The 322-nt window shown below is 41.6% G+C and carries 1 protein-coding gene; it reads left to right on the top strand.

All coding sequences use genetic code 11. The features are described 5' to 3' along the window. A partial coding sequence (locus DMB71_RS00095; RefSeq protein WP_162614724.1) for a hypothetical protein occupies window positions 1-322 on the top strand: 322 nt, incomplete at both ends.

The raw sequence follows: 322 nt of genomic DNA, 5'->3' as shown, positions 1-322 counted from the left end.
CGGAAATACTTCTGACACTTTCACTCAAGTAATCACAATTCAGGATACTACAGCGCCAACTTGGACTACTGCTCCAACAGCCTTAAATGTGACTTTAGAATGTAGTGATACAAGTGGACTTGCTACTGCTCAGGCTCAAATCCCAGTAGCTTCAGATTTATGCGATGCTGATGTTCTAAACATCACAAAAGTAAGCGGACAGTTTGTAGCTTCCCAAGGATGCGGAAACGCAGGAACTTACACCAATACTTGGACTGTAAAAGATGACTGCGGAAATACTTCTGACACTTTCACTCAAGTAATCACAATTCAGGATACTACA

It is taken from the genome of Flavobacterium tistrianum (genome assembly GCF_003254545.1).
In the GTDB taxonomy this organism is placed as follows: domain Bacteria; phylum Bacteroidota; class Bacteroidia; order Flavobacteriales; family Flavobacteriaceae; genus Flavobacterium; species Flavobacterium tistrianum.
This window is presented reverse-complemented; position numbering and strand designations above follow the sequence as displayed.